This is a genomic window from Bradyrhizobium sp. 604_D8_N2_3 (genome assembly GCF_051810765.1).
GTDB lineage: Bacteria > Pseudomonadota > Alphaproteobacteria > Rhizobiales > Xanthobacteraceae > Bradyrhizobium > Bradyrhizobium barranii.
This window is the reverse complement of the sequence record NZ_JBPWPM010000001.1, coordinates 2,993,302-3,017,960: the sequence shown is the minus strand read 5'-3', so window position 1 is coordinate 3,017,960 and position 24,659 is coordinate 2,993,302. Positions and strand designations below refer to the sequence as shown.

General features: G+C 65.1%; 19 protein-coding genes. 2 read left to right on the top strand and 17 right to left on the bottom strand.

The window, feature by feature from the left end; genetic code table 11:
• Positions 1-262: 262 nt before the first annotated feature.
• Positions 263-1,492: an acyl-CoA dehydrogenase family protein gene (locus AB7245_RS14360; RefSeq protein WP_085403896.1), complete on the bottom strand. Its 1,230-nt coding sequence runs from the start codon at positions 1,490-1,492 to the stop codon at positions 263-265.
• A 219-nt stretch (positions 1,493-1,711) separates the two neighbouring features.
• On the opposite strand from AB7245_RS14360, the gene AB7245_RS14355 reads away from it, so the two are divergent.
• The gene (locus AB7245_RS14355) at positions 1,712-2,671 is read left to right on the top strand and encodes an IS5 family transposase (protein WP_085398127.1); all 960 of its coding nucleotides are present in this window, start codon (positions 1,712-1,714) and stop codon (positions 2,669-2,671) included.
• A 308-nt stretch (positions 2,672-2,979) separates the two neighbouring features.
• On the opposite strand, the gene AB7245_RS14350 is transcribed toward AB7245_RS14355, so the two are convergent.
• From AB7245_RS14350 to AB7245_RS14305, 10 genes are all read right to left on the bottom strand, one after another.
• Positions 2,980-4,191 carry an ABC transporter substrate-binding protein gene (locus tag AB7245_RS14350; RefSeq protein WP_041955751.1) on the bottom strand — a complete coding sequence of 404 codons (1,212 nt, stop codon included), beginning with the start codon at positions 4,189-4,191 and terminating at the stop codon, positions 2,980-2,982.
• Positions 4,192-4,304: 113 nt separating this feature from the next.
• Positions 4,305-4,529, bottom strand: a complete 225-nt coding sequence (locus tag AB7245_RS14345) for a hypothetical protein (RefSeq protein ID WP_014496835.1) — start codon at positions 4,527-4,529, stop codon at positions 4,305-4,307.
• Between the two features lie 92 nt (positions 4,530-4,621).
• Positions 4,622-5,197, bottom strand: coding sequence for an HdeD family acid-resistance protein (locus tag AB7245_RS14340; protein WP_014496836.1), 576 nt, complete (start codon positions 5,195-5,197; stop codon positions 4,622-4,624).
• Between the two features lie 129 nt (positions 5,198-5,326).
• On the bottom strand, positions 5,327-6,850 hold the full coding sequence (locus tag AB7245_RS14335) for an FAD-dependent oxidoreductase (protein ID WP_085403897.1): 1,524 nt from the start codon (positions 6,848-6,850) through the stop codon (positions 5,327-5,329).
• Positions 6,851-6,882: 32 nt separating this feature from the next.
• Positions 6,883-7,509 carry a GTP cyclohydrolase I FolE gene (gene folE, locus AB7245_RS14330; RefSeq protein WP_071915711.1) on the bottom strand — a complete coding sequence of 209 codons (627 nt, stop codon included), beginning with the start codon at positions 7,507-7,509 and terminating at the stop codon, positions 6,883-6,885.
• Positions 7,510-7,635: 126 nt separating this feature from the next.
• Positions 7,636-8,526 (bottom strand): alpha/beta fold hydrolase, encoded by an 891-nt coding sequence (locus AB7245_RS14325; protein ID WP_085403898.1) that lies wholly within the window; start codon positions 8,524-8,526, stop codon positions 7,636-7,638.
• A 111-nt stretch (positions 8,527-8,637) separates the two neighbouring features.
• Complete coding sequence (locus tag AB7245_RS14320; protein WP_085403899.1) at positions 8,638-9,465, bottom strand: metal-dependent phosphohydrolase; 828 nt, start codon at positions 9,463-9,465, stop codon at positions 8,638-8,640.
• A 207-nt stretch (positions 9,466-9,672) separates the two neighbouring features.
• On the bottom strand, positions 9,673-10,551 hold the full coding sequence (locus AB7245_RS14315; protein WP_085403900.1) for a transglutaminase family protein: 879 nt from the start codon (positions 10,549-10,551) through the stop codon (positions 9,673-9,675).
• Entirely contained in the window at positions 10,548-13,073 is a 2,526-nt protein-coding gene (locus AB7245_RS14310; protein ID WP_135214867.1) for a circularly permuted type 2 ATP-grasp protein, read from the bottom strand. The genes AB7245_RS14315 and AB7245_RS14310 overlap by 4 nt, the downstream gene beginning before the upstream one ends.
• Positions 13,074-13,100: 27 nt before the next feature.
• A complete protein-coding gene (locus tag AB7245_RS14305; protein WP_354075227.1) occupies positions 13,101-16,370 on the bottom strand; it encodes a DUF2126 domain-containing protein in 3,270 nt (1,089 codons plus the stop codon).
• Between the two features lie 263 nt (positions 16,371-16,633).
• Between AB7245_RS14305 and AB7245_RS14300 the strand changes: the two genes are divergently transcribed.
• Complete coding sequence (locus tag AB7245_RS14300; protein WP_161495909.1) at positions 16,634-17,560, top strand: lipase family protein; 927 nt, start codon at positions 16,634-16,636, stop codon at positions 17,558-17,560.
• A 13-nt stretch (positions 17,561-17,573) separates the two neighbouring features.
• On the opposite strand, the gene AB7245_RS14295 is transcribed toward AB7245_RS14300, so the two are convergent.
• From AB7245_RS14295 to AB7245_RS14270, 6 genes are all read right to left on the bottom strand, one after another.
• Positions 17,574-19,097: a UxaA family hydrolase gene (locus AB7245_RS14295; RefSeq protein WP_071915717.1), complete on the bottom strand. Its 1,524-nt coding sequence runs from the start codon at positions 19,095-19,097 to the stop codon at positions 17,574-17,576.
• A 159-nt stretch (positions 19,098-19,256) separates the two neighbouring features.
• Positions 19,257-20,033 (bottom strand): HpcH/HpaI aldolase family protein, encoded by a 777-nt coding sequence (locus AB7245_RS14290; protein WP_028157190.1) that lies wholly within the window; start codon positions 20,031-20,033, stop codon positions 19,257-19,259.
• Positions 20,034-20,161: 128 nt separating this feature from the next.
• Positions 20,162-21,247 carry a malate/lactate/ureidoglycolate dehydrogenase gene (locus AB7245_RS14285; RefSeq protein ID WP_085403904.1) on the bottom strand — a complete coding sequence of 362 codons (1,086 nt, stop codon included), beginning with the start codon at positions 21,245-21,247 and terminating at the stop codon, positions 20,162-20,164.
• Positions 21,248-21,262: 15 nt separating this feature from the next.
• On the bottom strand, positions 21,263-21,991 hold the full coding sequence (locus AB7245_RS14280; RefSeq protein WP_063986556.1) for an ABC transporter ATP-binding protein: 729 nt from the start codon (positions 21,989-21,991) through the stop codon (positions 21,263-21,265).
• The gene (locus AB7245_RS14275; RefSeq protein WP_085403905.1) at positions 21,991-23,769 is read right to left on the bottom strand and encodes a branched-chain amino acid ABC transporter ATP-binding protein/permease; all 1,779 of its coding nucleotides are present in this window, start codon (positions 23,767-23,769) and stop codon (positions 21,991-21,993) included. Before AB7245_RS14275 ends, AB7245_RS14280 begins: the two co-directional genes overlap by 1 nt.
• Positions 23,766-24,638, bottom strand: coding sequence for a branched-chain amino acid ABC transporter permease (locus AB7245_RS14270; RefSeq protein ID WP_071915720.1), 873 nt, complete (start codon positions 24,636-24,638; stop codon positions 23,766-23,768). The genes AB7245_RS14275 and AB7245_RS14270 overlap by 4 nt, the downstream gene beginning before the upstream one ends.
• Between the last annotated feature and the right edge of the window lie 21 nt (positions 24,639-24,659).

The following is a 24,659-nucleotide window of genomic DNA, read 5'->3' as shown; positions in this document are numbered from 1 at the left end:
CTCCTCGAACGGAAGCGGTCTGTTCTCTCTCACCCGTGCGCGAACCTGCCGCTGCGCGTACTCAGCGCCACTTTCAATCGAGAGTCGTTACTATTGTGCTACAATGATCTGAAACAATACGGTAACGACCTGAAACAGTGCCGTTTCATGGTTAAATGTCAGGTCGAATGGCGAGACGCCGGGGTTGCGCGCGGCATCCTGCGCGCCGCTATGAGCGTTCATCCCACATCAAGGTGCACGCGCTCCTGGAGAGGGTCAGGCCCTACCCCATCACTCCGCCGCGCTTGATCAGCTCCTTGCCGACCGCGGCAAGGTGCACCTGGTCGGGGCCGTCGCCAATGCGGATGAAGCGGGCATAGACGTAGGCGCGGGCGAGGAAGGTGTCCTGCGAGACGCCGGCGGCGCCGTGGATCTGGATGGCGCGGTCGATGACGCGAGCGGCCATGCTGGGCACCACGATCTTGGCGGCGGCGATCAGGTCGCGCGCGGCCTTGTTGCCTTCGCGGTCCATCTTGTCGGCGGCCTGCAGCGTGAGGAGCCGCGCCTGCGCGATCTCGCAGAAGGAGTGCGCAATGTCCTCGCGCACCGAACCCTGGTCTGCGAGCGGCTTGCCGAAGGCTGTGCGCGACACCGAGCGCTGGCACATCAATTCCAGCGCACGCTGGGCGCAGCCGATCAAGCGCATGCAGTGATGGATGCGGCCGGGGCCGAGCCGGCCTTGCGCGATCTCGAAGCCGCGGCCCTCGCCGAGCAGGATGTTCTCGGCCGGCACACGGACATTCTCGTAGACGATCTCGGGATGGCCGACCGGCGCGTCGTCGTAGCCGTAGGTCAGCATGTCGCGGACGATGCGCACGCCGGGCGTCGCCTTGGGCACCAGGATCATGGATTGCTGGCGATGGCGGTCGGGATCGTCGGGCGCGGTCTTGCCCATCACGATCAGGATCTCGCAATCCTCATTCATCGCGCCTGACGTGAACCATTTGCGGCCGTTGATGACGTAGTCGCCGCCGTCGCGCTTGATCTCGCACTGGATGTTGGTGGCGTCGCTGGAGGCGACCTGCGGCTCCGTCATCGAGAAGCCGGAGCGGATGCGCCCCTCCAGCAGCGGCTTCAGCCAGCGCTCCTGCTGCGCCGGCGTGCCGTAGTTCGCCAGCACCTCCATGTTGCCGACATCAGGGGCCGAGCAGTTGAAGATTTCAGGCGCCCAGAGGATGCGGCCCATGATCTCCTTCACCGGCGCATATTCGAGATTGGTGAGGCCAGTGTTGTCAGGGTCTTGGCCGTGCTCGCCTGACAGGAACAGGTTCCAGAGCCCCTGCTCGCGTGCCAGCCGCTTCAGGTCCTGGAGGACCTGCGGCGTCTTGTAGCGCGCGGCCTCCGGCTTGACCTGCTCGTAATAGAGCTCCTCGACCGGCTCGACATGCGCAAGCATGAACTGGCGAACGCGTTCCTGCAGCTCCAGCGAACGGGCGGAGTGTTGAAAGTCCATGGTGGTCTCCTGTTCGCTGCGCTTAGCTCTTCCCTTCTCCCCTTGTGGGAGAAGGTGGCGCGAAGCGCCGGATGAGGGGTTGTATCCACTCGCACAAGCAGTCGTGAGGAGAGACACCCCTCACCCGGCTGCGCTTCGCGCATCCACCCTCTCCCACAAGGGGCCTGTTGCGTAATTCGTCAATTGTGATTCCCTAGGGCAAAGCCTTGGAGGGTAGCGATGGCGGTCAAGCGGACGGGACAGCCGAGCTTTGTGGAAGCGCTGATGCCGAAGGGAGCCGGCGCCAATGCGGCGCTGGATCGGCTGGCTGGCCTGGTCAAGTGGTACCGGTTCGAGAAGCTGATCGGCCATTTGCGGGATGAAGGGGGGCCCGGTCGACCAGGCTATCCGGTGCTGGTGCTGTTTCGTGCTGTGCTGTTGCAGTCGCTGTATGGTCTTTCGGAGCGCGAACTCGAGGAAGCGCTGGGCGACCGGTTGTCGTTCAAGCGCTTCGTCGGTTTGAGCCTTGAGGATGCGACGCCCGACCACACGGTCCTGAACCGCTTCCGGAACCAGCTCGTTGAACAAGGCCTGCTGGAGAAGCTGTTTGGCGAACTGGATCGTCAGCTTGAGAATGCCGGCGTGATCCTCAAGCGCGGCACGATGCTGGATGCGACCTTGATCCAGGCAGTCTCGGCTCCGCCCAAGGAGGATCGCCCCTCAAACGATCCTGATGCCCGGTTTGCCAAACGGCAGGGCAAAAGCGGCTCGACCTTCGGCTACAAGGCCCATGTCGGTGTCGACGAAGGATCCGGCTTGATCCGCGCGGTGTTGACCACACCCGCTAACGTCAACGATACGACACCGGCGGACGCTTTGATCCGCGGCGATGAAGCCGTGGTCTGGGCCGATGCGGCTTACGACACCCATGCCCGACGGGCCCGGCTGAAGGCGGAAGGCAAGAAGCCCCGCATCGCTCGTCGGCCCAACAGACATCACCCGGAACTGCCGCCCAGGCTCAAACGCTACAACCTCCTCATCGCGCGTCGACGAGCCCAGGTCGAGACCACCTTCGCTACTCTCAAACGCCGCATGCGGCTGACCTGCATCCGCTACGTCGGTCTGATCAAGGCGACCGGGCAAGTCCTGCTCGCCTCGATCGCCTTCAACATGAGGCGGTGGGCCACGATCGCCGCGTGAGCTGCCCGCTCAGGGCGACAACTACAGATCTTGCCAGGCAATTGCCGGGACCAGGGCACTCGCTCCTGACGTCTTCAGCCTCAAGAGCCGATAACGCAACAGGCCCACAAGGGGAGAGGGTGCACCGTCTGTGTGGCCGCTTTGCTAGCGGTGTCGTAGGGTGGGCAAAGCGACTTGTCCGCCGTAGCTCGAAGAGCGAAGGCGGAAGCGTGCCCACGTTTCTGTTTCGGTGTTGGATCGGTGGTGGGCACGGCGCAAGTGCGCCTTTGCCCACCCTACGATTCCGAGTTCGCGGAGAGAACGCCCCCTCACGTCCCGCGCAAGAGCTCGCTCGCCACGATCCAGTCGTTGCCGTCGAACTGGAGCATATAGCCGTCCTTGATCGGGCGGAAATCCTGCGGTGTGGTGTTGAGGGTGATGCCGGGCATCAAGAGCGACAGCGGCACGTTCTTGAGGTTCGCCGCCTGCGCCATGATGTTCTCGCGCGTCAGATTGTCCTTGCACTGCTTGAGCAGGACGACCAGTGCCTCGGCGACGGTGTAGCCGTAGAGGCCGGCGACATTGTTGATGTCGGCATTGGGCAGGCGCTTCTTCATGAAGTCGATATAGGCCGTCATCGACGGGTCGTCCTTCGGCTGCTCGACAAACGGCTTGAGCGAGCCGAGCGACAGCACGCCCTTGCCGGCATCGAGGCCCGCAGGGACCATGACGGTCGCCTTGTTGGCGCAGCCGGAGGCGAGGAAGCGCGTCGGCTGCCAGCCGACCTCATGGGCCTTGCGGATCGCCTGCGCGCAGGCGCGCGGCGTCACCGAATAGATCATGAAGACATCAGCCTTGGTGTTGGCCAGCGTCAGCACCTGGGAATCGACGGTGGGATCGGTGACCTCGAAGCTCGAGGCCATCGCGAGCGCCTTGTCGGCGTCGGCACCAAGCGCTTCCTTGACACCGCGAAAATATTCCTTGCCGGCGTCATCGTTCTGATAGAGCACCGCGAAACGCGCGTTCGGGTTCTTGGCGCGGGCGTAAGCGACGTCGATCGCGGCCTCGCTGGTGTAGTTCGGCGCCCAGGGCAGCGCCATCGACCACGGCATGTTGGCGGGATCGTTCCACTTCGAGGCCGAGCTGATCAGGAACAGCTGCGGCACCTTGTTGCTGTTGAGGTATTTTGCGATCGCCGAGCTCGGCGCCGTGCCCATGGTCGCGAAGATGAAGGCGACGCCGTCGCCCTCGACCAAACGTCGCGCGGCTTCCATGGTCTTCGGCGGCGAGAAGGCGTCGTCGAGCGACAACAGGTTGAGCTTGCGGCCGTTGACGCCGCCCTTCTCGTTCACCTCATCGAAATAAGCGGAGATCACCCTGCCGGTGATGCCGAGCGGCGATGCGGGGCCGCTATAGGGCATGGTGTTGCCGATCTTGATCTCGGTGTCACTGACGCCGGGACCGTAGGACTTTTGCGCGGAGACGGGCGTGGACAGGCAGGCGGCAGCTAGCGCTGCGGCCAGGACCAAAGCGGCTCTCATGGTTTCTCCCCGGTGATGATCGTCCACGCGAGGCGACCGCGCGGCGTGCTGCTTTTTGCCAGCACGTCAGATCAGCGGAGTTCCGCAAGATGGTCTTGCGTCGAGTTGCTGGTTCATTCGACGTCTCGTTTGGAACCTGCGTATGAACGCCGCAGCAGGGCGAACAGGCTGCCGCCGGTCGCGGCTCCAACGAGATAGACAACGAGGGTTTGGAGCGCGAGCGGCAGACTGAGATTCATCTTGAAGAAGGAGATCGTGACCGTGTCGAGATTCTGCACGGCGAAGACGATGGTCGCTGCGGCGAAAAACACGATCACGGCAAGATGAAACCAGCGCATGACAATCCCTCAGCGTCGCCCGACGCGCGATGAAATCTGGATGAACCGTCATCGCGCTCTTGGGCGACCACGGTCCTTCTCCGGATCAAGCCTTAATGGCGCCGCCGCAGGCTAAAGCCCAGACTGACCCAGCCGGCGCCGGCCATGATCAGGTCGATGCCGAGGAACAGGCCGAGGATATAGACGCTGTTGACCGGCCAGCGCGCCAGGATCAAGAGCCCGAGCAGCAGGGTGATGACCGCAGACAGTGCCACCCACACCCACGGGCTTTCCCTTTTCATGCTGAAGGCGAGAAACAGCCTGACGGCGCCCGAGGCCAGCAGCGACGCGCCGAGGAACAAGGTAAGCAGCACCGCGGCGAACAACGGGTTCTCGAAGGTCAGGAAGCCCGCGACGATATAGAGCACGCCGAGCAAGGCCCAGATCAGGAACTTGCCCCAGCTCTTCATCTGGAACGCGCCGATCACCTCGGTGACCCCGGCGATGATCATCATCACACCAACCACGAGCACGCTCGCCACCGTCGCCATCATCATGCTGCCGAGCGCGATGAAGCCGGTGATGAGATAGACGACGCCGAGGGCGACGATCCAGCCCCACTTGGCGTGCAGCGCAGCAATGCCGGACCCAAGACCCAAGTTTGGAGACGTATCCGAAGCACTTGTCATGACGGCTACTCCTGCATGCGAAGTCCCAAGGCACATCTCAGGATAGCACGAGCCGCGCTGGGACAACAGCCAGTAGAGCAGCCCCCGCGGGAGCCCCCATTGACTTAAGTCAAGAGCGGACGGGGCGCCTCACGCGCGCGAGCGCTCCATGTCGAGCTCGGCCTTGAGACTATCGAGATCGCGATAGATCGAAGCAACCGCCAGCACGCGCCCGCCCTTGCGGTACTTCAGCAGGCAATCCCTGCCGTCGATGCTGCCGTCGGTCGCGATGTCGTCGAAGCTCTCGGCATGGCCGACATAGTTGATCGGAACGTCATAGTGCTGCGACCAGAAGAACGGCACGGCGTCGAAGCGTTCGCGCCTGCCGAGCATGTTGCGCGCCGCGGCCTGGCCCTGCCGCTCCGCCACCACCCAGTGCTCGACGCGGATGTTCTGGCCCGAATGGGGATCGGGCCAGCGCGCGATGTCGCCGGCCGCGAAGATGCCCGATGCGCTGGTCTCGAGATATTCGTTCACGCTGACGCCGCGATCGATGGCGAGCCCCGCCTGCTCGGCGAGCGCAAGGCGCGGCCTGACGCCGATCCCGACCACGACCAGATCGGCCTCGATCACGCTGCCGCTCTTCAGCGTGGCGCGTTTGCCCTCGAGTTTTTCCACGGTGTCCTCGAGGTGAAAGTGGACGCCGTTCTCTTCATGCAGCGCGCGGACGAAGTCGCCCATCTCGGGGCCGAGCACACGCTGCATCGGCCGCTTCTCGGGGGCAACCACATGCACCTCCAGCTTGCGCGCTCGCAAGGAGGCCGCGACTTCGAGGCCAATGAAGCTGGCGCCGATCACCAGCGCGCGCTTCGCGCTACCCGCCGCCTTGATGATGGCGCGGCTGTCGGCAACGGTGCGCAAGGTGTGCACGTGTGGCTGGTCCGCGCCCGGAATCTGCAATTTGACCGGCTCGGCGCCGGTCGCGAGCAGCAGCCGGTCGAACGGCAGCTTGTCGCCATTGCCGAGCGTGATGGTGCGCGCCTTCGGATCGATCGCTGCGACGTTCGTGTTGAGCCTGAGATCGATGCCCGCGTCCTGATAATAGTCCTCGCCCCGCAGCGGCAGCCAATCCTCGGGTGCACTGCCGGCGAGGTAATCCTTGGAGAGGTTCGGCCGGTCGACCGGCATCGCGCCATCATCGCTCAGCATGGTGATGGCGCCGGCAAAGCCCTCGCGCCGAAGCGTCTCGGCGGCCGCAAAGCCGGCCGCACCACCGCCGACGATGACGAATTTTTCCGGCGTCGGCGCGCTGCGATGTGACGCTGCAGGCTGCGGCATCTCGCGCTTGCGCTGAACCGAGATCCTGTCCTGGTCGCGCGTGACCTCCCAGACCGCCAGCGCGTTCAGCGCCGGCGGGCGGGTGGCTTCGCCCGTGCGCAAGGAGAAGCAGGCGTGATGCCAGGGGCAGCGGATCGTGTCGCCCACGACCAGCCCTTCGGCGAGCGGACCGTGATAGTGGCTGCAGGACGGCTCGATCGCGAAGACCTCGCCATCTGCGGCTACCAGTAGCACATCTTCCTCGCCGACATGGCCGAGCAGCTTGCCGTCCTCGAACGCGGTTAGCAACACGCCCCTGGTGAGGTCCGGCCCGCTCGGCGTCTTGTGCTCGGTCATGGTGTCGTCTCCTTCAGCTCGGCCCGCGCGGATCACGCGTCCGAATTGGCCAGCCCCAACAGCTCCTGGCGCGTCAACGCGTTGTCACGGAACACGCCCAGCATGCGGCTGGTGACGAGATCGGTCCCAGGCTTGTGCGCGCCACGCGTGGTCATGCAATGATGCGTCGCCTTGATGATGACGCCGACGCCTTCCGGCTTCAACACATCGTTGATCGTATTGGCGATCTGCGCGGTCATCTTCTCCTGGATCTGGAGGCGTTTTGCGTAGATATCCACCACCCGCGCGAGCTTGCTGATGCCGACGACGCGGCCCTGCGGGATATAGGCGACCCAGGCGCGGCCCACGATCGGCGCCATGTGGTGCTCGCAATGGCTTTCGAAGCGAACGCCGCGCAGGACGATCATCTCGTCATAGCCTTCGATCTCCTCAAAGGTCTTTTGCAGGATTTCGGTCGGATCCTGCGCATAGCCGGAAAAATACTCTGCGAAGGCGCGCGCAACCCGGTCCGGCGTGTCGTGCAGGCCGTCGCGGGCGGGATCGTCGCCCGCCCAGCGGATCATGGTCCGGACCGCCTGCTCGACCTCGGCCCTGCCAGGCCGTTCGCCCGGCAGCTGCGCCACCGCGACGCCCTCCAACCTGCGCGCATGTGAATTCATCAATAGCCTCCCTGCAATGGGCCGCGCACATCTGGCGGTCCCTCAGCTTGGACGGCTGCAATCGGAAAAGGTTCCCGAAGTCGCGAAAAATCGGGCGACCGGGCGGCGGGGCGGGAAAGCCGGGCTTTACGAGGCTGCTTTCCGCACGTCGAGCACAGCGCGCGCCCATTCGGCAGGCCGCTCCTGCGGCAGGTTGTGGCCGGCTCCAGCGAAGACACGCCGTTCGAACACGCCTTCGAATTTGGGCGCATGATGGGCGGTGCCGGGATTGACGCCGTCGCTGTCGCCGTCGACCGCGATCGTCGGGACACGGACCGGCGGCTGCGCGGCGAGCTTGGCCTCGATCGCGGCATAGGCGGGATCGCCTTCGACCAGCCCATAGCGATGACGGTAGGAGTGGATCACGACATCGACGAAATCAGGATTGTCGAACGCCACCGCACTCGTTTCGAACGTCGCGTCGTCGAAGCCCCATTTCGGCGACCACATCGCCCAGAGCTGGCGCGCAAAGCCGCGCCGGTTGCGCTCCAGCGCGCGGCGGCCGCGCTCGTTGTGGAAGAGATATTGATACCAGAGCGCCGCCTCCTCCGGTGGCGAAGCCGGCTCCATCGCACGCGCGATGTTCTGGATGTTGTAGGAATTGCCGGAGACGAGGGCGATCACGCGCTCGGGATGCAGCACCGAGACCACGCAGGCCGCGCGTCCGCCCCAATCGTAACCGCCGACGACCGCGCGTTCGATGCGAAGCGCATCCATGAAAGCCAGCAGATCGGCGCCGAGCGCCGCCTGCTCACCGGAGCGCAGCGTCGCTGCGGACCGGAACCGCGTCGGCCCGTAGCCGCGCAGCCAGGGCACAAGCACCCGCGCGCCGGCTTCCGCGATCAGCGGCGCGGTCTCGGCATAGGCGTTCACATCGTAGGGAAAGCCGTGGCCCATGATGCAGGGCCAGCCATCCGGTGCGCCGTATTCGAGATAGGCGATGTCGAGGATATCCGTGGCGATGGTTTTTTGTTGCATGATTTGCTCACGGAGTTGAGAGGCCGTAGCCTGGATGGAGCGCAGCGCAATCCGGGATTCGCGGATACAGGCGTCCCCGCATTCCGCTTCGCTCCATGCGGGCTACGGGGGCTATTTCTGCGGGCCAGACAGCGAGATCTCGCGTTCGGCGCGGAACACGTTGCTGTAGAGATTGGCGATCCACTGCCGGCCGATCTCGGTCTTGTTGAGGTAGCCGATCTCGGTCTGAATGTGCGGTGCGACGCTGTTCCAGTAGAATTGTGGATAGCGGTTCACGATGTCGGCGGGCGAGTCGTAGCCGAGCTGGCGATTGATGCCGACCTCTTCGAATTCGTAATAGAGCGCGTTGGCCTTGCGCAGATAGTTGGGATCGCCGAGCTGGCCGATGAAATCGGCGGCACGCAGGATCGAGGCTTCGTCGTCGTACTCCTGGCCTTCGCGGGCCGGGAAGCGAGTGCCCTCGATGGCGCTGGCGATGCGTTCCGGGTCCAGCCCCGGGATATGCTGCAGCCGCCGCATGACATAGAGCTTCGACCGGTCGACATGATACATCATCAGGCTGGCATCCGAGGCGCCGCGCGGCAATGAAACCTTGGTGCCCGCCGCGTCGATCACGAAGCCGTCATTGTCATCCTCCTCGAACAGGCCCCGGGCATAGCCGATGTCGTGGGCGAGGCACGCGATCAGGATGTGGACGTAATCCGCGGCCTCGAGGTGGGTGTGGAGATATCGGCCGCTGAGGATGGAATGGCCCGCCAGGGTCACCAGCATCGTGTGCTCGACATTGTGGTAGAGCGCGTCGCTGTTGCCAATGCACTCCATCGCGGTGCGCGTCGCGCTCTCGACGATGTTCGCGGGAGACTCGCCGTACCTGCGACGCATGAACGAGCCCAGCACTTTCTCCAGGGATTCAGCCGCCAGTCTCGGTAACGTCATCATGGATGCAGCCCCGCTCGTCGGTGGTGTCCCACGCCAGCTCCCGACGTCTCATTTCGTGTCTTCGACGCAACGGCCAGCATAGCCCATCTTGGGCCAAGTGACCAAACGCCGGGACGAATTTACGGAAATATGTTGCTGTTGTGCCCTGCGACATCACGGTTGCAGTCGGGGCGCGACACAGCCTGGCCGGGCCCGTCAAGACCGCTTTTATTCCACCAGCAGCACGTCCACGGCGACGCCGAGCTTCTGCTTCGGCGAGCCGACGATGATGCCGTCGACCGGCGAGACGTCGGAAAAGTCGCGGCCGACCGCGAGCACGATGTGATCGTTGGCGACCAGCAAATCATTGGTCGGATCGAAATCGACCCAGCCAAGCTCAGCCCCACACCACAGCGACACCCAGGCATGGGTGGCATCGGCGCCCTGCAAACGCGGCTGGCCCGGCGGCGGAATGGTACGGAGATAGCCGCTGACATAGGCAGCCGGAAGGCCGAGCCCGCGTAGCCCTGCGATCATCACATGGGCAAAGTCCTGGCAAACGCCGTGGCGCTTGTCGAAGACCTCGCCAAGCGGCGTCGAGATCACCGTCGCCTTCGGATCGTAGCGGAATTCGGTGCGGATGCGATGCATGAGATCGGTCGCACCGGCGAGGATCCCTGCGCCTGGCGCAAAGCTCGTGGCCGCATAGGCGCTGACGGGGTGCAGCACCGGCACCAGCGGGCTCGCGAAGACGTAGCCGACCGGCGAGGACGGCCCGAGGCTCGTTGCTTCAAACGCGATGTCGCGGATGCTTTCCCAGGGCGGGCTGACGGCATCGCGCGCCGGCGATTTGCGCGAGACGGACACGCGCGAGCGCGAGTCGATGCGCAAGTTTCGGTGCGCGGTTTCGATCACGACGCTCTCGGTGAGCGTGCCGAAGAAGTCGCGGCGGACGTGGCGCTCGGACGGGCGCGGCCGGATCTCGACCCTGTGCGAGATCAGCTCCTGACCGTCGCCGCTCTTCGGCTCCAGCCGCAGCGTGCAGCGGGCAAAGCTGACCGGACTCTCGTATTCGTAAGTCGTGACGTGACGGATGTCGTAGATCACGCCAGCCCCGTCAGCTTTTCCGGCCGGCTCGCATTGGGGCCGTGCGGGAAGTAGTGCAGCCCGATCGCCTCGGCGAGGCTGAGCAGGTCCTGCTCCAGCGAGAACAGGGTCTTGACCTCGAGCTTCTCGGCTTCCGCGGTGGCCAGCATGGACTGCACCGCCACCGCGAGCCGCTGCGGCTGCTCGATCAGGCCGTGCTCCTTCAGGCTCGGGAGCGAAGCGATGTGCTCGTTCAGCGTCGTCACCTGGAACGCGACCGAACGCGGATTGTAGCTGTCGAGCACGGCGAGATCGCGCACCGGCGCCAGGATCGGCGCCAGCAGATAGCGCGAGCGGTAGGTGATCTGGGAATCCACCAGCGTCAGCAGGATATCGAGGTCCTCGTCGCAGGCCTCGTCATAGGCGAACTGGCGCGCGAAGCGCGTGGTGTTGATGGCGCGCTCGGTGCGGCGGCCGATATCGAGGAAGCGCCAGCCGGCGGCGCGGTTCATGTTCTCCTGCGCCAGCCCCGCCAAGCTCGCAAGCTCCTGCAAGGTCAGTTCGGCCGCACTCAGCACGTCGTCGTCGTCCTCGACCTCGTAGGCGAGGCGATCGGCCATCTCGGTGATGACCTGCCAGGCGTCGGGCGACAGCCGCTCGCGCAAGGATGTCGCCGTGCGCTGCGCCGCGCGCACCAGCGACAGCGCCGAGCCGAAACGCTCCGGGCTCTGCAGTGCTTCGGCGACGATGCGCCCCGGCGCCGTGCGCGAGGCCTGCGAGATCGCGCCCCACGCCACCAGCAGGCGCTGGATGCGGTCGGCCGATTGCAGCGAGGCAGCGGTGCCCTTGTTGGGCCCGCTCGGCGAACCCAGCGCGCGCACCAGCCGCAGCGTTGCCTCGGCGCGTTCGAGATAGCGGCCGAGCCAGAACAGATTGTCCGCGGCGCGGCTCGGCAGCACGCCGGCGATGCGGCGGATCCGCACCTTGTCGGTCGCGGGCAGCAGCGTCGCGATCGAGACCTTCTTGTCCGAGACCACCCAGACGTCGGCGGCGCGCGCGCCGTCGCCCATCGACACCGCGCGCGCGTCCGCCTGCTCGGCGATCCGGCAGAAGCCGCCGGGCATGATAGCCCAGCCGTCGGCCGTCGCGGCCGCGAACACGCGCAGCACGAAGGGACGCGGCGTGAGCTGGCCCTGCTCCCACACCGGCATGGTCGAAAGCCGCACCATCTCCTGGCCGACATAGTCCATGCCGCGCGCGCTGATGGCGTCGACGAGACGCTGGCGCCCGGCGGCGTCGAGCTCACTCGCGAGCACCGGGCCATTGCTGTCGAAGCCGGGAACGCCGCGGCGATAGGCGCCCTCGATCGCGACCTCGTCGAGCCGTGACAACACCTCGTCGCGCGCGTTGCGCTGGCCGCACCACCAGGTCGCGATATGCGGCATCTTGAGCTCTTGCCCGAGCAGGCGGCGGCTCAGGGCCGGCAGGAAGCCGAGCAGCGCGCGCGCCTCCAGCACGCCCGAGCCCGGCATGTTGGCGACGACGACGCCGTCCTTGCGCAGCACGTCGATCAGGCCGGCCACGCCGAGATGCGAGGAGGCATCGAGCTCGAGCGGATCGAGCGAGTTGGAATCGACCCGGCGCAAGAGCACGTCGAGCCGCTTGAGGCCGGCGACGGTGCGGATGTGGATACGGTTGTCGCTGACGGCGAGATCGTCGCCCTCGACCAGCAGAAAGCCGAGATAGCGCGCCAGGGTTGCGTGCTCGAAATAGGTCTCGCTGAAGCTGCCCGGCGTGAGCACGCCGATGCGCGGCTCGTCGCGATCGGCGCGCGCACGCAGGCTGTCGCGAAACGCCTCGAAGAACGGCGCGACGCGCGGCACGTTCATCGACTTGTAGAGATCGGAGAAGGCGCGCGAGAGCACCAGGCGGTTCTCCAGCGCATAGCCCGCGCCTGAGGGCGCCTGCGTGCGGTCGCCGAGCACCCACCAGCGCCCGTCGGGTCCGCGGCCGACATCGGCGGCATAGAGCGAGAGATAGCGCCCGCCCGGCGGCGGCACGCCACAGACGGGACGGAGATATTCGGGACTGCCGGCGATCGCGGCGGCCGGCAGCGCGCCTTCCGCGACCAGCCGCCCCTCGCCATAGATGTCGCGCAGCACGAGCTCGAGCAGCTCGGCGCGCTGGGTGATGCCGGCGGACAGCTGCTTCCAGTCGGCCTCGTCGATCAGCAGCGGCAGATGGCTGATCGACCACGGCCGATCGGCGCTGTCGCCGGGCGCACGGTAGGTGACGCCGGCCTCGCGCAAATGGCGGTCGGCCATGCCGAACCGCCGTTCGATCTCGTCCGGCGCGAGCGCGCCGAAGGCGTCGAAGAAGCGGCTCCAGACCGCGCGGGGGGCGCCGTCGGGCCCCAGGAACTCGTCGGGGATGCCGGGCAGGCGGCTATAGTCGCGGACCCATTGCGCGAGGCGGCGCTGGCCTTCGCGCTGACCTCGCGCCTTACCCGTCTTGTCGTCCTGCTCGGCTGCGCCCTCGCCCATGCGCCTCTCCCTGCCCCACCATCATTCTCATTGCAGGAGCGGGGTCCGCAAGTCGAGGGTCAGCGGAAACTCATTTGTGCGTTCCTCGGGCGGGGGCTGCATCGGACCCGGCGTATGGCCGTGGTCCTGAAAGCGCGCCAGCCGCCGCGCCTCGGCCTCGTAGGTGTTGACGGGCTTGGTGTCGTAGCTGCGCCCGCCGGGATGGGCGACGTGATAGACGCAGCCGCCCAGCGAGCGGCCGTTCCAGGTGTCGATCAGGTCGAAGGTCAGGGGCGCGTGAACGGGGATGGTCGGGTGCAGGCCGGAGGCCGGCTGCCAGGCCTTGAAGCGGACGCCGGCCACGGCTTCGCCCGAGCGACCGGTCGAGGTCATCGGCAGGCGGCGGCCGTTGCAGGTCACGATGTGGCGGCCCTCGACAAAGCCCTCAGCTTTCACTTGAAGTCGTTCGACCGAACTGTCGACGTAGCGCACCGTGCCGCCGGCCGAGCCCTCCTCGCCCAGCACGTGCCAGGGCTCCAGCGCCTGACGCAATTCCAGCGTCACGCCGCCATGATGGACGCGGCCGAAGGCGGGGAAACGGAATTCGAGCTGGGCCAGATACCATTCCGGCTCAAAGGGATAGCCGGACTGCTTCAACTCAGAAAGCACGTCAAGAAAATCCTGCCAGATGAAGTGAGGCAGCATGAAGCGATCATGCAGCGCAGTGCCCCAGCGCACGAACTTGCCTTGTTGCGGCTCGCGCCAGAATTTTGCGATCAGCGCGCGGATCAGCAACTGCTGCGCCAGCGACATGCGCGGATCGGGCGGCATTTCGAGCGCGCGGAATTCGACGAGGCCGAGCCGGCCAGTGGTGCCATCGGGCGAATAGAGCTTGTCGATGCAGATCTCGGCGCGGTGGGTGTTGCCGGTGATGTCGACGAGCAGGTGCCGGAACAGCCGGTCCACCAGCCACAGCGGCGTCTGGTAGCCCGGTGGCGGCACGTGCGAGAGCGCGATCTCGAGCTCGTAGATGCTGTCGTGCCGGGCTTCGTCGATGCGCGGCGCCTGGCTGGTCGGGCCGATGAACAGGCCGGAGAAGAAATAGGACAGTGACGGATGCCGCTGCCAGTACAGCACGAGGCTCTTCAAGAGATCAGGCCGGCGCAGGAACGGCGAGTCCTGCGGGCTGGAGCCGCCGACCACGACGTGGTTGCCGCCACCGGTGCCAGTGTGGCGGCCGTCGACCAGGAAGCGGTTGGCGCCGAGGCGTGTCTTGCCGGCGTCCTCATAGAGCCCGACGGTGATGTCGACCGCCTCGCGCCAGCTCTTGGCCGGCTGGATGTTGACCTCGATGACACCAGGGTCGGGCGTCACCTTGATCACCTCGATGCGCGGATCGAACGGCGGCGGATAGCCTTCGACGTGAACCTGGATCTGCATCTCCTCGGCGGTCGCTTCGAGGGCCGCGACCAGCTCGAGATAATCCTCGATGCGCTCCACCGGCGGCATGAAGGCGCAGAGCACGCCGTCGCGGACTTCGACCGACATCGCGGTGCGGACGGGGACGGACGTGTTGAGATGCTCGGGCGCGACCTGCGGCGGCGATTCCGGGCGCGCGGCGAGGGTGAACACCGGCAGCTTGCCCCGAGGCTCCAACGGATCCTGCTCGACGATGTAAGGATATTGGTTGGGCGGGATGTAGCCGAGCGAGCCGATCGGCAGGCGCAAGCCCAGCGGTGAATCGCCCGGCATCAGGAACAGATGATTGCGCCGGAGTTGCCAGCGCTCGCTGCGCCAGCGCGGCGGCGCGTTCCAGCGTTGCACCGGCAGCACGAAGCCACGCGGCGTGTTGAGGCCCTCGTCGAACACGCGCGCCATCCGCGCGCGGGCTTCGGGATCGGATAATTTGGAGTCGGACGGATCGACGTTGAGGGGAAGCTCGGCTTCCTTCTGGAGCCAGTACGCGGTGTCCTCATAGGCTGGGATGACGTAGCCGGGATCAAGTCCGAGCCGCGCCGCCGCGCCCTCCACGAATTCCTGGGCGTCCTTGACCTCGGCGCGCCGCGGATTCTCGATCCTGGCGATCAGATCGGCATTCTTCCAGATCGGTACGCCGTCCTTGCGCCAGTACAGGCCAAAGGCCCAGCGCGGCAGGCTTTCACCGGGATACCATTTGCCCTCGCCGAAGTGCAGCAGGCCACCCGGCCCGAAGCGCGTGTGCAAGCGGCGGATCAGATCGTCGGCGAGCGCGCGCTTGGTCGGGCCGACGGCCTCGGTGTTCCATTCCGCCGCTTCCAGATCGTCGACGGAGACGAAGGTCGGCTCGCCGCCCATGGTCAGCCGGACATCCTGCGCGGCGAGATCGCCGTCGACCTGCTCGCCGAGGTCATTGAGCCGCGTCCAGGATTCGTCGGAGAACGGCTTTGTAATGCGCGGCGCCTCGCGGATGCGCTTCACGCTCATGTCGAACTCGAACTCGACCTCGGCAAAGCCGGCGCCGCCGGAGATCGGCGCCGCCGAACGATAGTGCGGCGTGGCCGCAACCGGGATGTGCCCCTCGCCCGCGAGCATACCCGAGGTCGCGTCGAAGCCGATCCAGCCCGCGCCGGGCAAATAGACTTCGGCCCAGGCATGCAGGTCGGTAAAATCGTTCTCGACCTCTGGCGGTCCCTCGATCGGATCGATGTCGGGGCGTATCTGAATGAGATAACCGGAGACGAAACGGGCCGCGAGACCGAGATGACGGAAGGTCTGGATCAGGAGCCAGGCGGAGTCGCGGCACGATCCGGCACCGGAGGAGAGCGTCTCCTCCGGAGTCTGCACGCCGGGCTCCATGCGGATGATGTAACGGACGTGCTTTTGAAGCTCGCGATTGAGATCGACCAGGAAGTTGACGGTGTTCGGGGCTTCAGGCGGGATCGCGTCGAGAAATTTTGCGAACAGGCGATCGGGCTTGATGGTCTCGAGATACGGCGCGAGCTCGGTCTTCAGATCCTTCGAATACTCGAACGGAAAGCTGTCGGCATAAGGCTCGACGAAGAAGTCGAACGGGTTGACCACGGTCATCTGCGCCGTGAAATCGACCTCGAATTTCAGCTCGGTCGTCTTCTCCGGAAAGACGTAGCGCGCGAGCCAATTGCCCTGCGGATCCTGCTGCCAGTTCACGAAATGATTGGCCGGAGTGACCTTGAGCGAATAGCTCAGAACCGGCGTGCGCGTATGCGGCGCCGGCCGCAGGCGGATGGTCTGCGGGCCAAGATCGATCGGGCGGTCGTATTTGTAGTGCGTGACGTGGTGTAATGCGACGTAGATCGACACGGGGTGCGGTGCTCCAGCAGCTTTTTTGAGCAGAACACCGGTTCCGGGTGGGATCAAGCACTAACAACGGGCACGGGTTGCCTACGCCGCGGGCTGAATTGCGAGTTACACTTGCCGAAGTGATCTACCTATGATCGAATGAACCATTGCCTGCACAAGCCGCGCCCGACGCGCCGCTTTGCGCATGATGGACTCTCCCGTTCGTAATGGTTGCCGCGCAACGTCTCGACGCGTGGCGCGGCCTGAAAGAGGAGATGTTTCCGATGAGCTTTCTGGTCAGATTCCCGCGGGCTTCCTATCGCGCCGACGCGCTCGATGGTTTCACTGTCACTCCAGGTTTCACACCGGAAAACGCGCAAGCCATGATGTGGTTGTCGCAGCTCGCCTACGAGACCGACGACCGCGACAAGGTAGACAATATCCTGACGGCACTGGGGCTAGAGATGCGCGGCTTCGGTGCCGACACTCCCGCTACAGGTTTGGTACCGCCAAAAGCCCGCTTCATTGTCGCCGTCGGACGCGGCGCGACTTTCGTCACACTCTCCGGCACCGATCCGCTCAGTATCAAGGATTGGATCACCGACTTCACCCTCGCACCAAGTCAAAATGTTCTTCACAAGGGATTTGCCGAAGCCGTCGATGCAGTCCGATCAGACATCGAAGTCGCGATCAGGAGTGGCGGCGCCGGACAGCCGCTCTTCTTTACTGGACACAGCATGGGCGGCGCCTTGGCAAATATCTCAGCACTGCGGGCGTTGGATGCTGGCCTACGGGCAACCGCCATTTACACGTTTGGCGGGCCGCGAACCGGCGGTCAGGATTTCTTTGAAGCCTACGAGCCTCTCAGCGAAAGCACGTTCCGGCTCGTCAACGGTAACGACATCGTCCCGGCCGTTCCACCCAGCCTGCGAGGCAACTTCCGCCACGTCGGCCGAATGCTGCGTTGCGCGTCTGGCTCGACCTTCGCAGGTCAGGTGCCGGCGTCGAAAGAGGGAAACGACCCCAGCTTCAACCTAGTCGGGCTTGGTACCCTTCTTACCGGAGGCAATTTCCACCTGAAGATCCCAAGCATCGAGGAACTCCGCAACATCGACCCGCGGACGCTCGACCAATCCGACGTACTGCCCGGCTTCGTGCGCGACCATGTTCCGGCAAGCTACTTCCGGGCGTTGTCGGTCACCATTCCGTAACTGCCGCGTAGCCTCACATAGTCGCCCCGAGCACCCAGGGCGCGAATTCGGCACCGCCGAAATCGAAGCTCTCGCTCTTGGTCGGCTGTCCGGACGCCGTCTTCAGGATGAGCTCGAAGATGCGCTGGCCGCATTGCTCGACGCTCTCCTCGCCTTCGAGGATGGTGCCGCAATTGACGTCCATGTCCTCCTCCATGCGCTTGTACATGGGCGTGTTGGTGGCAAGCTTGATCGAGGGCGCCGGCTTGCAGCCGAACACGCTGCCGCGGCCGGTGGTGAAGCAGACCAGATTGGCACCGCCGGCGACCTGGCCGGTCGCCGCGACCGGATCGTAGCCGGGCGTGTCCATGAAGATGAAACCCTTCTTGGTGATGGGCTCGGCATAGCGCAGCACGTCGACGAGATTGGTGGTGCCGGCCTTGGCCATCGCGCCGAGCGATTTCTCCAAAATGGTGGTGAGGCCGCCGGCCTTGTTGCCGGGGCTCGGATTGGCGTTCATCTCGGCGCCCTCGCGCTCGGTATACGCGTCCCACCAGCGCATGAGATCGACCAGCTTCTCGCCGACCTCGCGGCTGACGGCGCGGCGCGTGAGCAGATGCTCGGCGCCATAGGTCTCCGGCGTCTCGGACAGGATCACGGTGCCGCCGTGACGGACGATGAGATCGCTGGCAGCCCCAAGCGCCGGATTCGCGGATACGCCGGAATAGCCGTCCGAGCCGCCGCATTGCAGGGCCACGGTGAGTTCGCTGACGGGCACGGATTCGCGCTTGACCTTGTTGGAGTCCGCGAGAGCTTCACGCACGAAGGCAATACCCGCTTCGACAGTCTTGCGGGTGCCGCCGACCTCCTGGATGTCCATCGCGCGCAGGCGGCCGGCGAGCTTCTGCTCCTCCATCAGGCCGCCGATCTGGTTCACCTCGCAGCCCAGCCCAAGCACGATGACGTGGGAGAAATTGACGTGACGCGCATAGCCACCGAGCGTGCGGCGGAGCAGCGCCAAGGGCTCGTTCTGCGTCATGCCGCAGCCGGTCTTATGGGTCAGCGCGACCACGCCGTCGACATTGGGGAAGTCGGCGAGCGGATTGTCGCCGGTGAACGGATTCTTCTTGAAGACGTCGGCGACGAGGCTTGCGACATGCGCGCTGCAATTCACCGAGGTGAGGATGCCGATATAGTTGCGCGTGGCGACGCGGCCATCCGGGCGGCGGATGCCCTCGAAGGTTGCCGGCAGATCGAAGTTCGGCGTCGGCTTGACGTCGGCGCAATAGGCATAGTCCTTGGAAAAATCGCCCATGCCGCAGTTCTGCGTATGCACGTGCTGGCCCGGCGCGATCGGCACCGTCGCAAAGCCGATGATCTGTCCGTAGCGCCTGACCGGCTCGCCCACTGCGATCGGCTTGATCGCGACCTTGTGGCCGGAGGGAATGCGCTCGACCGTGGTCACGCCGTCGGCAACCAATGTTCCCGGCGGCAGGCTCGCGCGCGCGATCAGCACGCCATCATCGGGATGGAGGCGAATGACGGGGCTGATGGTCATGGCAGGTCTCCTGTATCAAAACTATCGTGCCCCGGACGCAGCGCAGCGTGAAACGGTGCGCTGCTGAGCCGGGGCCCCATGTGTCGTTTCTTTCGCAAGCAACTGGGTCCCGGCTCTGCGAAGCGGCGCTAGGCGCCGCATCGCGTCCGGGACACGAGATCAGGCCTTCCCGGCCGAATCCTTGCGGGTCGCGTTGACCTGCATCTTGGCGTAGGTCGTCATCAGGCCGACTTCGTTGGACAACGTCACCAGCTTGAAGCCCATGTTGATCGCACGCGCTGCGCCTTCCGCACCGCTGCAATGGATGCCCGGGTTGAGACCGCGCTTGGCGCATTCCTTGATGATCTTGTCGTAGATCGCGAGAATCTCCGGCTCGGTGCGGTCGAGCTTGGGCTCGAGGCCGTAGGAGAAGCCGAGATCGGACGGGCCGATATAGACGCCATCGATGCCCTCGACGTCGAGGATCGCTTCCATGTTCTCGACCGCGGTCCTGGTCTCCATCATCGGCAGCAGGATGGTGTCGGCATTCGCGGTCTTCTGGTAGGAGCCCGCGGTGCCGTACATGCCGGCGCGGATCGGGCCGTTGGAGCGGACGCCCTGCGGCGGATACTTGGAATAGGAAACGAGGTTCTTGGCCTCCTGCGCCGTGTTGACCATCGGGCAGATCACGCCATAGGCGCCGCCGTCGAGCACCTTGCCGATGATGCCGGGCTCGTTCCAGGGCACGCGGACCATCGGGGTCACGGGATGCTTGTCCATGGCCTGGAAGCACTGCACCATCGAGAGATAGTCCTGCACGCCGTGCTGCATGTCGACGGTGACGCTGTCGAAGCCGCATTGCGCGATCATCTCGGCGGAGAAGCCGGAGGGAATTGCGAGCCACGCGTTGACCACGGCCTTGCCCGACTTCCAGATTTCCTTGACCTTGTTCGCCACGTTGCCTTCCTTCTTTTGTTGCTTGGACCGTTGTTTGGACCTTCGTCACCATGACGAGCGCCGCGACAGCACGGCTCTGCTGTTACCGCGAACCGGGGCTCCGCGCTACGCTCGCAATGACGCAAGGCCTATGCGGTCGCCCGCTGGATGCTGACTTCGCTGACGCCGACCTCGCGGGCGGTGTTCACTATTGCCGCCCAGGTGTCATCCGGCAAGGGGATGCCGTTCTTGGTGCGCTCGGCCCGGGTTTTCCGCTCGGGATCGCCGGGAATCAGCACCTGATCGACCCCTGCCATCGGCTTGGTGGCACGGATGAAGTCCGTATAGCGCGATACCTCTGCGTCGAACACATGGGAGGTATCAATCACCTTCGGATCGACATAGAACGCCAGCATGCCGTTGGCAAAGCGCCGCCCGCCCGAGGTGGCCCCGGTTCCGGTCAGCGCGCCGCCGAGCAGCTCGCACATGAAGGCCAGACCCGAGCCTTTGTGGTCGCCGAAGGCACGGATCGCGCCGGTGCCCTTGGTGTGATCGCGCGGCCCTTCCGGCGTGAAGGGCCCGTAGAGCACGGTCGGGTCCTCGCTCAGGGTCCCGTCGGCATCGACCAGTGCGCCCTTCGGCAGCTTCTTGCCGCCGCGGCTCGCGACCAGCACCTTGCCTTCGGCGACGACCGAGGTGGCGAAATCCAGCACGATCGGATCCTGCCCCTCGCGCGGGATGCCGACGCAGTAAGGCGCGGTGGAGAGCCGCTTCTCGACGCCGCCGAACGGCGCCACCAGCAGCGAGCCGGCCGCATTGACGAAATGCACCGAGACCAACCCTTCGGCGGCAGCCATCTCGGCCCAGTCGCCGACGCGGCCGATATGACCGGCATTGCGCAGCGCAACCGCGGCAAGGCCCGCCTTCTTGCATTTCTCGATGCCGATCCGGACCGCCTGCGGCGTCACGGTCTGGCCATAGCCGAACTTGCCGTCGACCACCGCGAGCGAAGGCGTGTCGACAACCACCTCTGCGTTCTGGTTCGGGACCACGAAACCCGTCTTCTTCCAGCGGATGTAGACGGGCACGCGGATCACGCCGTGGCTGTCATGGCCGGTGAGATTGGCCGTGGTGAGATAGGTCGCGATCCGCTTCGCTTCCTCCGGCGAGGAGTCTGCGTGACCAAACACCTCGCCGACGAAGTCGATGAGGTTCTGGACCTGGATCGTGACCATCAAGAAACTCCCCGGTTAAGCATTCACCTTGGCATGGCCGCCGAGATAGGCGGCGCGGATCGCTTCGTTGCCCCAGAGCGCGTCGGGCTTGCCGCCGAGCACGATGCGGCCGGTTTCGAGCACATAGCCGTAATCGGCCACCGACAGGCCCATGCGCGCGTTCTGCTCGACGAGCAGCACCGTCGTGTTGCGCCGGATCTCCGAGATGATCTTGAACACGGCCTGCACGATGACGGGCGCAAGACCAAGCGAGGGCTCGTCGAGCAATAACAGCCGCGGCTTGGCCATCAAGCCGCGCGCAACCGCCACCATCTGCAACTGGCCGCCGGACAGCGTCCAGCCGAGTGCGTTGGTGAACTTCCGGATGTCAGGGAACAGGTCGAACATCGCGTCCGCCTCCCGCGAGATCTCCGAGGTCGGCGCGCGGCGATTGGACGCGCCGAGCATGATGTTCTCTTTCACGGTGAGACCCGGGAAGACCCTGCGGCCTTCCGGCACGTGCGAGATGCCCATGCGGACGATCGCTTCCGGACCAAGACCTGCGATCGACTTGCCGTCGAACAGGATGTCGCCGGAGGTCGGCTTGGCGAGGCCGGAGATGGCGCGCAGCGTAGTGGACTTGCCAGCGCCGTTGGCCCCGAGCAGCGTCACCACCTGCCCCTGCTCCACCGCGCAGGTCACCCCGCGCAGCGCTTCGATCTCGCCGTAGCGCACCACCAGATTGCGGATTTCGAGCAACGGCATCATTCGCTCCCGAGATAGGCGGAGACGACGTCGGGATGACGCAGCACGGCCAGGGATTCGCCGTCCGCGATACGGCGTCCGAAGTTGAGCACGGTGATGTGCTGGGCCGCTTCCGAGACCAGCGTCATGTCGTGATCGATGATCAGGATCGTCAGGCCCTGCGCCGCGATGCGCTTGAGCAGCTCGTGCAGTTCCAGCTTCTCGGTTGAGTTGAGGCCGGCAGCGGGCTCGTCGAGCAGCAGCAGCGTCGGGTTCGAGGCCAGCGCACGGGCAATCTCGATCAGCCGCTGATGGCCGTAGGAGAAGCTCGAGATCAGCTCGTTGGCCCGGCTGCCGAGCCCGACGAAGGTCAGCGCCTCCATCGCCCGCTCGGTCAGGGCGTCGTCGCCCTTCCCGACCATGGTGTTGCCGGGCCGCTCGGCGCCGATCTCGACATTCTCCAGCGCCGTCATCGAACGGAACAGGCGAATGTTCTGGAACGTGCGGCCGAGACCAGACGCCGTGCGCTGATGCGGCGGCATGTGGGTGATGTCGGTGCCGTCGAGCACGATCCTGCCGGCTGTCGCTTCATAGAGACCCGAGAGCACGTTGAGCGTCGTGGTCTTGCCCGAGCCGTTCGGCCCGATCAGCGCATGCACGCCGCCGCGCTTCACGGCGATGTCGACGCCGTCGACGGCCTTGAGACCGCCGAAATGCTTCGACAGGCCGGTGACTTCCAGCACCGTGTCGCCGCCGATCGTCGCCGGCTTCAATTGCAGGGCAGCCGCTGCCGGCGGCGCCTTGATCTTGGCGCGCCAGCGCGTGAAGGCGTCCGCAACAAAGCCCCAGATGCCGTCGGGCATGAAGCGGATGATCAGGATCACGAACAGGCCGTAGATCGCGAGATACAGGCCCGGCACGCTCTTGAGGAAGCGCAGCCATTCCGGGATCAGGATCAAGAGACCCGTGCCGATGGCAGAACCGATCGGCGAGGCCACGCCGCCGAGCAGCGACATGGTCAGGAACACGATCGATTCTGCAAAGGAGAACTGATCGGGGCTGACATAGGCGAAGCCGCCGGCAAACAATCCGCCCGCGAGCCCGCCGAGCAGCGCACAGAGCGCGAAGGCGTAGATCTTGGTGCGGAAGACGTCGATGCCGTTGACGCCGGCCGCAAGCTCGTTGTCGCGCACGGCGCGCATGGCGCGGCCGAGCTTGGTGTCGGAGAGATGCCAGACCAGGTAGCCGACGATCGCCAGCATCGCCACGCAGAAGGCGAGATAGCTCTGCGACGACTGGAACAGGTCGGGACGCTTAATGTTGGGGACGCCGTCGGGACCGCGCGTGAGCCAGATCGCGTTGATCATCACCAGCGTGACGATCTGCTGGAACGAGATCGTCACCATCGCAAGATAATGGCCGCCGAGCCGCAGCGTGGACATGCCGAGGAACGCGCCCGCGAGCAGCGAGATCACGCAGCCGCCGACGAGACACAGCCAGAAGCTGAGCTGCAGATCCGTCGTGCCCATGCCGACCGCATAGGCGCCGAGCCCGAAGAACGCCGCCTGCGCCAGATTGATCTGGCCGCACAGGCCGAGCACGACGGAGAGGCCGAACACCGCGATCGAGAACGTGGTGGCCTGCAGCAGGATGTTATGGACGTATCCGTCGAAGCGCATGTTGGCCGCGAGCGCGACCAGGATCGCCGCGCCGATGAAGTACGGCAGGTGCCGGATCACGAGCGGTTTCGAACGGATGGCGGGCGCCGGAATCGGCATGTTGTCGCTGGGTGCGCTCATGCCTTTTCCGCCACGCGTTCGCCGAAGATGCCTTGCGGCCGGAAGATCAGGAAGGCGACCAGCACCAGGAAGGCGAAGCCGTCCTTGTAGGGCACCGAGATATAGGCCGCACCAAAGGTCTCGATCACGCCGAGCGCAAGACCGCCGATGATGGCGCCGGCAACGTCGCCGAAGCCGCCGATGATGGTGGCCGCGAACGCCTTCAGCGCGATCGTCGAGCCCATCTGGATCGAGACGAACAGCACGGGTGCGACGAGGATGCCGGCAAGGCCGCCAAGCACCGCCGAATAGATGAAGGTGATCATGATCATGGTGGAGACGGAAATGCCGAGCAGCGAGGCCATTTCCTTGTCCTGCGAGGTCGCCTGCAGCTTCTTGCCGAGCAGCGTCTTCTCGAAGAACCAGAAATTGAAGATCACGAGGCAGATGGTGACGCCGATGATCAGGAGATACTGGCTGTCGAGATAGACCGGGCCGACTTGAATGCCGGGCGTTTCAAACCAGCCTTCCAGCACCTGCGGCTGCGGACCGTAGATCGCGAGCACGGAATTGGCGAGCAGGATCGAGGCGCCGATGGTGGCGATGATCACAGGCAGATAGGTGCGGTGACGCAGCGGATAATAGACGCCGAGATTGAAGATGACACCGAGCAGCGCCATGCCGAGCAGCGCGACGATGAAGGCCGCCCAATAGGGCAGACCGGCTTCGACCGCGACGACCATCAGATAGGCCGCGACCATGGAGAATTCGCCCTGGGCAAAATTCACCACGTTGGTGGCACGGAAGATCAGCACGAAGCCAAGCGCGACGAGCGCGTAGACGGCGCCGATACCGATGCCGGTAAAAAGGAGTTGTAGGGCGAGATCCATGACAAGCTTCTGTTGGAGGTC

Coding starts and splice junctions, on each gene's coding strand:
- AB7245_RS14275 (WP_085403905.1), bottom strand. CDS start 23,769: ATGAGCGCACCCAGCGACAACATGCCGATTCCGGCGCCCGCCATCCGT.
- AB7245_RS14280 (WP_063986556.1), bottom strand. CDS start 21,991: ATGCCGTTGCTCGAAATCCGCAATCTGGTGGTGCGCTACGGCGAGATC.
- AB7245_RS14270 (WP_071915720.1), bottom strand. CDS start 24,638: ATGGATCTCGCCCTACAACTCCTTTTTACCGGCATCGGTATCGGCGCC.
- AB7245_RS14340 (WP_014496836.1), bottom strand. CDS start 5,197: ATGACAAGTGCTTCGGATACGTCTCCAAACTTGGGTCTTGGGTCCGGC.
- AB7245_RS14325 (WP_085403898.1), bottom strand. CDS start 8,526: ATGCAACAAAAAACCATCGCCACGGATATCCTCGACATCGCCTATCTC.
- AB7245_RS14345 (WP_014496835.1), bottom strand. CDS start 4,529: ATGCGCTGGTTTCATCTTGCCGTGATCGTGTTTTTCGCCGCAGCGACC.
- AB7245_RS14360 (WP_085403896.1), bottom strand. CDS start 1,492: ATGGACTTTCAACACTCCGCCCGTTCGCTGGAGCTGCAGGAACGCGTT.
- AB7245_RS14350 (WP_041955751.1), bottom strand. CDS start 4,191: ATGAGAGCCGCTTTGGTCCTGGCCGCAGCGCTAGCTGCCGCCTGCCTG.
- AB7245_RS14285 (WP_085403904.1), bottom strand. CDS start 21,247: ATGGTCACGATCCAGGTCCAGAACCTCATCGACTTCGTCGGCGAGGTG.
- AB7245_RS14335 (WP_085403897.1), bottom strand. CDS start 6,850: ATGACCGAGCACAAGACGCCGAGCGGGCCGGACCTCACCAGGGGCGTG.
- AB7245_RS14320 (WP_085403899.1), bottom strand. CDS start 9,465: ATGATGACGTTACCGAGACTGGCGGCTGAATCCCTGGAGAAAGTGCTG.
- folE (WP_071915711.1), bottom strand. CDS start 7,509: ATGAATTCACATGCGCGCAGGTTGGAGGGCGTCGCGGTGGCGCAGCTG.
- AB7245_RS14300 (WP_161495909.1), top strand. CDS start 16,634: ATGAGCTTTCTGGTCAGATTCCCGCGGGCTTCCTATCGCGCCGACGCG.
- AB7245_RS14310 (WP_135214867.1), bottom strand. CDS start 13,073: ATGGGCGAGGGCGCAGCCGAGCAGGACGACAAGACGGGTAAGGCGCGA.
- AB7245_RS14355 (WP_085398127.1), top strand. CDS start 1,712: ATGGCGGTCAAGCGGACGGGACAGCCGAGCTTTGTGGAAGCGCTGATG.
- AB7245_RS14295 (WP_071915717.1), bottom strand. CDS start 19,097: ATGACCATCAGCCCCGTCATTCGCCTCCATCCCGATGATGGCGTGCTG.